Origin of the sequence: Lactobacillus gigeriorum DSM 23908 = CRBIP 24.85 (genome assembly GCF_000296855.1) — a bacterium.
Taxonomy (GTDB): domain Bacteria; phylum Bacillota; class Bacilli; order Lactobacillales; family Lactobacillaceae; genus Lactobacillus; species Lactobacillus gigeriorum.
This window is the reverse complement of the sequence record NZ_CAKC01000072.1, coordinates 1-10,163: the sequence shown is the minus strand read 5'-3', so window position 1 is coordinate 10,163 and position 10,163 is coordinate 1. Positions and strand designations below refer to the sequence as shown.

8 protein-coding genes are annotated in these 10,163 nt (G+C 39.1%); 2 read left to right on the top strand and 6 right to left on the bottom strand.

Features of this window, described 5'->3' with window-relative positions:
- Positions 1 to 232: 232 nt before the first annotated feature.
- Positions 233 to 646, bottom strand: coding sequence for a peptide deformylase (locus BN52_RS07090; RefSeq protein ID WP_008473752.1), 414 nt, complete (start codon positions 644 to 646; stop codon positions 233 to 235).
- A gap of 161 nt (positions 647 to 807) precedes the next feature.
- Between BN52_RS07090 and BN52_RS07085 the strand changes: the two genes are divergently transcribed.
- Positions 808 to 1,881 (top strand): serine hydrolase domain-containing protein, encoded by a 1,074-nt coding sequence (locus BN52_RS07085; RefSeq protein ID WP_053216542.1) that lies wholly within the window; start codon positions 808 to 810, stop codon positions 1,879 to 1,881.
- Positions 1,882 to 1,921: 40 nt separating this feature from the next.
- On the opposite strand, the gene BN52_RS07080 is transcribed toward BN52_RS07085, so the two are convergent.
- Complete coding sequence (locus tag BN52_RS07080; RefSeq protein ID WP_008473750.1) at positions 1,922 to 4,744, bottom strand: DEAD/DEAH box helicase; 2,823 nt, start codon at positions 4,742 to 4,744, stop codon at positions 1,922 to 1,924.
- Between the two features lie 57 nt (positions 4,745 to 4,801).
- Positions 4,802 to 5,629 carry an exodeoxyribonuclease III gene (locus BN52_RS07075; protein ID WP_008473749.1) on the bottom strand — a complete coding sequence of 276 codons (828 nt, stop codon included), beginning with the start codon at positions 5,627 to 5,629 and terminating at the stop codon, positions 4,802 to 4,804.
- 184 nt (positions 5,630 to 5,813) lie between these two features.
- Here BN52_RS07075 and BN52_RS07070 point away from each other — a divergent pair, with 184 nt between their 5' ends.
- Entirely contained in the window at positions 5,814 to 6,827 is a 1,014-nt protein-coding gene (locus BN52_RS07070) for a D-2-hydroxyacid dehydrogenase (protein WP_008473748.1), read from the top strand.
- Positions 6,828 to 6,910: 83 nt separating this feature from the next.
- On the opposite strand, the gene BN52_RS07065 is transcribed toward BN52_RS07070, so the two are convergent.
- From BN52_RS07065 to BN52_RS07055, 3 genes are all read right to left on the bottom strand, one after another.
- Complete coding sequence (locus tag BN52_RS07065) at positions 6,911 to 7,504, bottom strand: histidine phosphatase family protein (protein WP_008473747.1); 594 nt, start codon at positions 7,502 to 7,504, stop codon at positions 6,911 to 6,913.
- Between the two features lie 12 nt (positions 7,505 to 7,516).
- On the bottom strand, positions 7,517 to 9,439 hold the full coding sequence (locus BN52_RS07060; protein ID WP_040473472.1) for an elongation factor G: 1,923 nt from the start codon (positions 9,437 to 9,439) through the stop codon (positions 7,517 to 7,519).
- A 67-nt stretch (positions 9,440 to 9,506) separates the two neighbouring features.
- A partial coding sequence (locus BN52_RS07055) for an aldo/keto reductase (RefSeq protein WP_040473471.1) occupies positions 9,507 to 10,163 on the bottom strand: 657 nt, incomplete at its 5' end.

Below are 10,163 nucleotides of genomic sequence, written 5' to 3'. Positions count from 1 at the left end.
TTTCATCTCGCCTCGCCTTGCGACTTCCGTCGCCCGACGACATTTAAATATATTACTCGCTTATCTGCTTTTCGTCAACTTTTTTATTTAATTCGTTTCCAGCTTTAAATTTGGTAATTTTGGCTTTGACTTTAAGCGTTTATCAGTGACTAGCCGAATTAATTTTCAATTTATGCTGTAAAAATTCGAATTATCCGAACTTTAAGTTAGAATTGCTGAAAAAATTTTTTTATTAAATCAAAATTCCTTGGCAATGATCGATTTCATGCTGTATTACTTCCGCGATAAAGCCTGTAAACTCTTGAGTTTTTCTTTCGAAATTCTGATCTTGATATTTTACTACTATTGTTTCATATCTAGTGGTTGGACGAGTTCCTACTAATGATAAGCATCCCTCTTCTGTTTGATAACTTCCCGATTTTGCAACAATCTCAGGATTATACATTACTATTGCTAGTGGTCCGGCATAAAAAGCAATAACGCGCTTATTTACGCCAATCATATTTGCAGCTAAACCTGCCGCACGCTCACGATTAGCGAGCAAGGTATCTAATAAGTCTTTTCCCACTACTAAATCGTTTTGGTCCGCATCATTTGCTTTTTGCATCAAACGCCATTGGTCTTTAATGATTGTTTTAGCTGTCATCTTTTCCCCTTTTTTCTTTTACCGTTACTAAAACTTAACAATAATTAAATATAAAAATGCGCTCAGCAGTTTTATAATACAAAATAATATTAACTGGAGGTTTACTTATTTTGAAAAATAGATTTATTAAATCGTTGTTGGGCATTGTCATCTCCTTGTCGATGATCCTTGCCTTTACTAGTAATTTTACCTTAGCAGCGACTCAAAGCGAATATATGGAAATGCGAAGTTTTGTTCGCTCTACTTTGGCTCAGAATCATGTTCGAGGTAGCGTAGTCGTAGTAAAAAATGGTCAACCGCGGCAAATTAGTTATGGCTACGGCTGGTATGGCAAAAAATTAGGCAACGGCAATGAAAAAGTAGTCTATCCTGTTGGTTCATTGCAAAAAATCATTACTGGTGCAATGATCGTCCAACTTATTAATGAAAAAAATGGCACCGATCAAGAATTTTCGCAATACACTAAAATTTCGCGTTGGTATCCTAATTTAAAAAATGCTGACGAAATTTCTGTAGGTAACCTGTTAACCCACACCTCAGGAATCATGGCCACAAGAACCGAGATTAATCGTGGTTACGTTTATTCTGAAGATAATGCTGTCAATTGGTTAATCAATCATATTAATGCTTCTACTATGAAACCAGTAGGCACTTATTTCTATAATAATGCTAACTTCATTTTGTTAGCTGGAATTATTGCTAAAATCACCGGTCAATCATACGAAGCTAATTTACAAACTCGAATTATCGATAAATTAGGTTTAACCCATACCTACCTTTATCGAAACATCCCTAGCTCAATGACCGACGCTATTTCATACAACTGGAATGGCTACCACAACTATCAAAATCCCGCTTATGTTAAAGCTAGTTTAGCTTCCCAAATTCTAGGAGCCGGCAATCTATTCTCAACGCCAATGGATTACTACCATATTATGGTTGGTTTAACTGATGGCAGCATTTTAAGTGCAGACGATTTCCATTATTTAACTCATATTGCAAGTACAAGAACCGGATATTCTGGTGGTATGTATCTTAAAAACAATGATTCCTTGAAAACCGTCTATGGTAATCTTGGAGGCACACATTTTGGAAATTGGGTACAGTTAACGACCGATAATCAAAATGGGTTAATTATGTTTTTAAATCAAACAACTGATAGCGAGGCGGCTAATAAAGCTGTTGGTTATCAAATCCTAAATCATATTAAGGCAAATACTTTTATTGCTAACTAAGCAAAAAGCTAGATCACACTGATACGATCTAGCTTTTTCATTAATCAAATAATAAGTCATACATGCTGCTGTCAAGCGGGGTCTTTAATAACAGATCCATCCCGACAGCAGCTTTTTTCTTAGGTCCTAGGGCTTCTTCCTTTACACTATCGGGCAAAATCTGCGCCTCTCCCAGATAATAGAAGGCCTTTCCTACTTTATCGCTTTGTTTTAGAAAAACATGTAGCTTCATACCCGATGCCAGCAATCTTACTACTTCATCAGAATCTAAATGGCGAGGCGAGCGCGTATACCAACGCAGACTACGTCCATCCACCAACTGATTATGATAGATAGCATTGCGTTTTTCCTCGGATTCCTTTTTATAGGTAATAAAAATTGGCGTTTCTTGATCGCCGACACGATAACCATACATTGGAGCACTTACATCAAGTGGCCAATTCAGCAAGCGACAAACATCTTCGCGATCATATTGTTGATACAGCGTAAATTGCGCTTGTTGATCGTAATTTTGGCTAATTGCAAGCCCCGTTTTAATCGCATCCCTAAAGAGCATCTTGAAATCGGGCTCGTCTGCCAATACCTCTCGCAACTTAGCACCAAACTGATATCCTAATAAATCATGCTCAATCAATGGCACTCCACCATATTGCATCTTACGCGTAGTTTTACCAGCTTTAATATCAAAAAAAGCAAGACTCAAAATCGTATCGACTGAATTCAAGACCGCCTCATTGATATAGCTTCCATTTTGCTTCAATGCTACTTGAAAATCATTTTCGCTTACATTATTTGTTTTCAGCAACAGCTTGAGGAGTACTAGTTCGTGATTGCGCTTCCCATTAAGCAACTCTTGAGTAACAAAGTCCAATACTTGAGCTGAGTAGCTACTTAAGTGTAGTTCTTCTCCCATTTTTAATAAGAAGTCGCCATAATTTTTGAAGGTATTGTTTTTACTAAAAAGCTCAGGTGACGTAGAGCCAAACTGGTAAAAATCATACAACAATGGCATGCGTCCTAGTTTTCCCTTCAACTCCTGATAAGACTGACGCAATTCTTTCATACTATCCAACTTGACCTTGTCTAAAGAAGCTAAGATCTTTTCTGTTGCAATCTGACTAAAGTTTATAGTAGATAAGGCAATAACTGGCGGGATCTTGGTTTCGGTTCGCGCTTGATCCTGATCGCGGCTTACATCTCCATTCAAAGCTAAGGGAATCAGATAGTTGTTTTTATAATTGCCGATAAAATCAATTACGGTGACATAATCTTTACCAGGAAACTTACGCAATCCTCGGCCCAATTGCTGGGTAAAAACAATGCTAGATTGGGTATTACGTAAGAAAACGATCTGGTTTACTTCCGGAATATCAATTCCTTCATTAAATAAATCAACTGTGACAATGTATTCCAATTTACCTGCTTGTAAAGCCTTTACCACGTTCTCACGCCTAGTCTGACTATCTATGTTAGTCAAGGCTGCTGCAGGATACCCATGTTTTGAAAAAGCCGTCGCTAAGTCATGTGCTTCTTCTTGGCGACTACAAAAGATTAATCCTTTTGCCTGGCTACCACTATAACCATAATAATTCAATTCCTTTAACAGATATGCTACTCGCTGGGGCGTTGTTAAATAGCGCAAGTCAGTGGTCTCATCAATCACTTGACCATCGACTTCGTAGTCTTGAATGCCAACATAATGAAACGGCGTTAGCATTTGCTCTTCTAATGCATCCCGCAAACGAATCTCATAGGCTAAATGGTAGTCAAATAAGCGGTAGACATTTTGATCGTCCATTCTTTCAGGAGTAGCCGTCATTCCCAAATAAAAATCAGGGTTAAAATGAGCAAAAATTTTTTGATAGCTAGGTGCAGCTGCGCGGTGAGCTTCATCAATCAAAATATAAGAAAAATAATCGCTCGGCAACTCAGCTAAAATCGCTTCTTGGGTCAGAGTTTGAACAGTAGCAAAGATATATTTAGCCGTCAAATCATGCTTTTGTCCCGATAATAAGCCGTAGTCGCTACTTGGTCCACCAATAACCTTGCGAAAACTCGCTAGCGCCTTTTTGGCAATTTGTTGGCGGTGAACAACATATAAAAAGCGCTTAGGTTGAAAATCACGGACAGCAAAGGCCCCAAGATAAGTTTTCCCTGTTCCCGTAGCGGAAACAACTAACGCTTTTTGAGCTCCTTCAGCTACCAAAGCATTAAGATTTTTCAAGGCTGCCTGCTGCATCCGATTAGGCATGATTTTTTGAGGACTGCTTGTCCTAGTTGAGCTAACAGGTGGTTGCCAACTAGCCTCATAGTCTTCAATCCATTTAGTGGTCAAAGGCTCACTAGTCGTCTTCAAATCTCGCAGTTGTTGCCCAAGCTGATTGGCTAAGTCAGCTTGCGTCATCGAACTGATCTTCAGTGACCATTCATAATTGCTCAATAGTGCGGAACGCGTAAAATTGGCGCTACCGATGATGATGGTCTCAAAGTCATTATGTTCAAACAAATATCCCTTAGCATGAAAACCTGATTTTTGAACAATCCTAACTTCTAAGTTAGGAATTTTTTGTAATTCCCGAAAAACTCGTGGGTTGTTAAAACTCAAGTAATCACCGGTAATGATTGTCCCCGTAATACCGCGCGCTGCTAGATCAGCCATCACTAGTTTAAAAGGTACAAGCATATCTTGGGTGATAAAGGCTACCGCCCAAGTAAAGCTCTGACATGTCAGCAGCTCTTGTCTCAAGCTAAGCCAGATTCGTTGCTTACCGTGATTAGCTAACAGTTTTGGTCCTAATAGTTCATGTCCGGGATAATTTGGATCATACAACCCATTTAAAATTGCATCATGTAATTCCTTCATTTTGATTTATTCCTCAAACAAAAAACGAACCGGCCAAAGCCAATTCGCTCATTTTTCTTAAAGCGCAATTTCCAATAAAATTGGGCAATGGTCAGCTCTATCGCCTGTATCAATCATTTCAGAACGTTGGATTTTATCTGCAATCCGATTGCTGGTCAGCCAATAGTCAATTCTCCAGCCTGAATTATTCGCTTTAGCAGTGCGCACTCTTTGAGCCCACCATGAGTAAACTCCTTCAACCTGTCCATTGACCTTTCTGAAAGAATCAGTAAAGCCAGCTTCTAATAATTTACTAAATCCAGCTCGCTCTTCATCGGTAAAGCCAGCAGAATGATGGTTAGTGTCGGGATGCTTCAAGTCAATTGGCGTATGGGCGCAATTGTAGTCGCCGCTTGCGAGAACTGGTTTGCGTTCATCAAGCTCCTGCAAATAAGCAGTATATTTTTCATCCCAGACTTGGCGCTCTTCGAGACGCTTCAAACCATTGCCAGAATTAGGTGTATAAACCTCAGTCACAAAAAATTCTGGGAATTCTAAAGTAATAATTCTTCCCTCTTGATCCATCGGCTCTGGAGCACCAATTTCAGGATATGTTACTTTTGGAGACAATTCCTTTAAATAGAGATACATTGTCCCAGCATATCCTTTTCTTGCTGGTTCTTCTGAAGAGCGCCAAACGTAATCATATTCTGGAAAAAGCTCTTGTAAAATTTGTTGATGTTTTTTCGTAGGGCCTGTGGCGCGCAACTTAGTTTCCTGAATAGCAATAATTTCGGGATGCAAATCATGTAATTTAACCAAAATTTTTCTGGTTATTTCTGCTCTTTCTGATTGTCCAGTCAAAGCAGCATTAAGCGAATCGATATTCCAAGAAATTAATTTCATTTAACTTACCTCGATTAATTTGTACTCTTTTATAATTATAGCTAACTTTTAACAAAGAAAAAATTTTCCTGCCTTGTTGTGAAAACGTTATCATAATAAAAATTTCTATTTTGTGTTTTATTTAACAAAGTCAAGTGTATAATAGAAGGCGGTCATATAATAATTTTGACGGAGGTTTAAATTTATGACAAAGATTTTTGCTTACGCTATTCGTGAAGATGAAAAGCCATTTTTGGAAGAATGGAAAGACGCTCACAAAGATATTGATGTTGATTACACTTCAGAACTTTTAACTCCTGAAACTGCTGCTTTGGCTAAGGGTGCAGATGGTGTTGTTGTATACCAACAATTGGACTACACTGCTGAAACTCTTCAAGCTTTAGCAGATGCTGGCGTTACTACTATGTCATTACGTAACGTTGGTGTTGACAACATTGACATGGACAAAGCTAAAGAATTAAACTTCAAGATTACTAATGTTCCTGTTTACTCACCAGACGCTATTGCTGAACACGCAGCTATTCAAGCAGCTCGTGTATTGCGTCAAGACAAGGCAATGGACATGAAGATGGCTAAGCGTGACTTACGTTGGGCTCCAACTATTGGTCGTGAAGTTCGTGACCAAGTTGTTGGTGTTGTAGGTACTGGTCACATTGGTCAAGTATTTATGCAAATTATGGAAGGGTTCGGTGCAAAGGTTATTGCTTACGATATCTTCAAGAACCCAGAACTTGAAAAGAAGGGTTACTACGTAGACTCACTCGACGACTTGTACAAGCAAGCTGACGTTATCTCACTTCACGTTCCTGATGTTCCAGCTAACGTTCACATGATTAACGACAAGTCAATCGCTGAAATGAAAGACGGCGTTGTTATCGTTAACGTATCACGTGGTCCACTTGTTGATACTGATGCAGTTATCCGTGGTTTGGACTCAGGTAAGGTCTTTGGTTTCGTAATGGATACTTACGAAGGCGAAGTTGGTGTATTTAACGAAGACTGGGAAGGTAAAGAATTCCCAGATGCACGTTTAGCTGATCTTATCGATCGTCCAAACGTATTGGTAACTCCACACACTGCCTTCTACACTACTCACGCTGTACGTAACATGGTAGTTAAGGCCTTCAACAACAACTTGGCTATGATTAACGGTGAAGAACCTGAATCACCAGTTGCTTTAGACAAGAACAAGTTCTAATTTAAACTTGATATAACGCAAAAAGCATATCTCATCTTAAGTGATGGATATGCTTTTTTTGTGCGCTTGTTTAATATAGCATTCTATTCTTCTACCTTTACATCCCTAGCTGGATCAGCGACTTCAAGCAAAGTAAATTTCTTACCATCATAACCCAAATGCACAACTGCGCAATTGCCAAAGTGCTTGCCTGTCAATGGCTTATCGCTATTCAAAGCTCGACGCAAGAAATTCATCAGCGCCCCAGCATGAGACACCACTAAAACTTTTTTATTATCTGGAACATCTTTAAGCAAAGCAGTAACTGTTGCATACATCCGTTCTTCTACTTCAGTCTGACTTTCACCACCGAATTGCTTAAAGAAATCGCCATAAGGGGGTTTAGGATTAAGCGTCTCATCATGAGCTTCGAACTTACCAAATGAAAATTCACGCAATCCTTTTAGTCGCTGATATGGCATCTTGCCAGCAGTAATTATTTCTAACGTATCGCTTGCTCTTTCAGCAGTTGAAGCAAACGCATAATCAAATTGAAGCTTTGCTTCTTGTAGATAGTCTCTAGTTGCTTCTGCTTGCTTTATACCTAGTGGGGTTAATGGTGAATCACACCAACCTTGGATTTTATGGTAATAATTAAAATATGTTTGACCGTGGCGTACTAAATAAAGATCAATCATTGCTTGTCCTTCCTAGTCTAATGGATATTGATATGGAAATTGCGCTGCTAGAGGAACTTGATCCCAGGTTACCGTATGACCGGCTCCATGGTAGCAAAAGACCGAGTTAGGCGTATTAGCTAAATCTGCTACCGGATTATAAGCTGCTTGTTTAATAATTTCTGCTTCATTATGACATGGCCGATATTCAGCTACGCTATATTCCAATTGACCTTCGCCATGACTATAGCCTCTCACCTCATTGGCATAGTCACGCATTTCTGATACAGGTGCTTGTCCCTCTAAGATAACACTGTCACCAGTAATAATTGGTTCGAAAAATTCTCCATGCATTTTTTGGATATCAGTCATCACCCGCCCCAATAATTGCTGATTAAGGTGCAATTTAAATTTATACCAAGGCTCAAGCAATTGACAAGCATTTCTGAGTTTTAATTCCATTAGTCCCTGTCTAACGCCACGGTACGTTGCCTCTCGAAAATCTCCACCGACAGTATGAACATTGCTAGCTCGTCCACCAATTAAAGTAATTTTTACATCAGTCAACCCATATCCTGCTAGTACTCCTAAGTGTTCTTTACTTGCTAAAGCCGTCATAATTTGTTGTTGCCAATTATTAGCCAGGATTTCCAAGCTACATTCATTAGCAAATACTACCCCACTACCTCTTGGACCAGGTTCAAGTAAAAAGTGCACTTCCGAATAATGTCGCAAAGGTTCAAAATGTCCTACTGCTTCAATTGAACGCGTGATCGTTTCCTTGTATAAAACACCACCTTCATCAAAGCTAACCTGTAAATCAAACCGTTCTTGTAATTCCTGTTGCAATATTTCTAGTTGCACTGGTCCCATAATTTCCAACTGAATTTCTTGCAAGGCTTCTGACCAAGTCAAATGTAACTGTGGTTCTTCATCTTTTAGCAAAGATAACTTATCCCAAGCAGTATGAATATCCATATTTTGTGGTTTTAACCGATAGCGCAAGGTAGGTATCAAGCTAGCATGCGGTGCATCGCGATGATTGAAACCTTGTCCCGGATAAGTGGTTTGTAATCCTGTCAAAGCAACAATTTCACCCATACCAGCTTCAGTGCTAGTAGTAAATTTGTTAGCGTTATAAATGCGAATCTGATTGATCTTTTCACTATTAGGCAATTCCATTCGATTCCGAACCTTGCCACCAGTGATTTTCAACCAAGTTAGTCGTTCACCCTTAGGATCATGCGAAATTTTATAAACTTGGCCACTAAAATCATCCTTATCTGGAATAGCTCTACCAAATCTTGCTAAACCTGCCATCAGCTCTTCAGTGCCCTGCAGTTTTAAAGCTGAACCAAAGTATACTGGTGTAACTAAGCGGTGACTAATTAGGCGACTTATGGCATTATCTGTTATTGTTCCCGTTGCTAGATACTCATCAAGGAGTTTTTCGTCGACTGTCGCAAGGTTTTCATAAAAGTTGTCTTGATCAGTAAAATCAAGGCAATTTTCACTCAGCCCTTCTTGAAGTGCTTGCAATAATTTAGTCTTATCAGCTACTAGATCAGTTTTATTTACAAAAATAAAAACCGGCAGCTGATACTTAGCGAATAAATCCCATAATACCTTGGTATAACTGGTTAGCCCATCATTAGCGGAAACAACTAAAACCACGTAATCCAAGATATTCAAACTTGCCTCAGTTTGCGTAGCAAAGTCGATATGCCCTGGAGTATCGATTAAATTGAATTGTACCCCAGCTTTTTCAAGATGTGCTAAATGTGAAAAAATCGTAATTCCACGTTGCTTCTCCAGTTTTTCCGGATCTAAGAAAGCATCCCCAGTATCGACTCTTCCCCATTTTCTTATATCGCCAGCTTGGTAGAGTAATGCTTCTGATAAGGTGGTCTTACCCGCATCAACATGAGCTACTAGGCCAATAGTAATCTTTTTCATCATCATTTTTCTAAAAAAATAGCAGTACTAGCCAATCAGCTACTACTGCTTAATTACCAAATTATTTTTAGAAGTTTACTTCATCTGGGTTAGCTGCTACCGCTGCTACACCATGTAAACCATCTAATTTCTTCATATCATCAGCACTAAGTTCGAAATCAAAAATTTCGGCATTAGCCTTAATGTAGTCAGCATGAACTGACTTAGGCAATGGCAAGAACTTGTGTTGCAATGACCAACGAAGCAATACTTGGGCAGTAGATTTACCATAGTTAGCTGCTACTTCCTTAACGGTTTCATTGCCAAGCAAACCACCTGTACCAAGTGGACTGTATGCCTCATTAAGAATACCCAATTCATCGTTGTACTTAACCAAATCTGCTTGCATATCGCTTGGGTTTAAGTAGTTTTGGTTAACTGCTGGTTTGATTTCAGCAGTCTTAAGCAATTCATCGATATGGTGCTTTCTAAAGTTAGAGATACCAATGCTACGGATCTTACCCGCTTTAACCGCTTCTTCCATCGCACGCCAGCTTTCAGCGTTCAATTCTGTCCAATTTTCGCGCATAGCTGCTGGATTAGGCCAGTGGATCAAGTACAAGTCTAAGTAGTCCAAACCCAAGTTTTCAAGACTCTTATCAATTGCCTTCTTGGCGTTTTCATAACCATGATCGCTATTCCATAACTTAGTAGTTACAAATAGTTCGTCACGTTTAACACCACT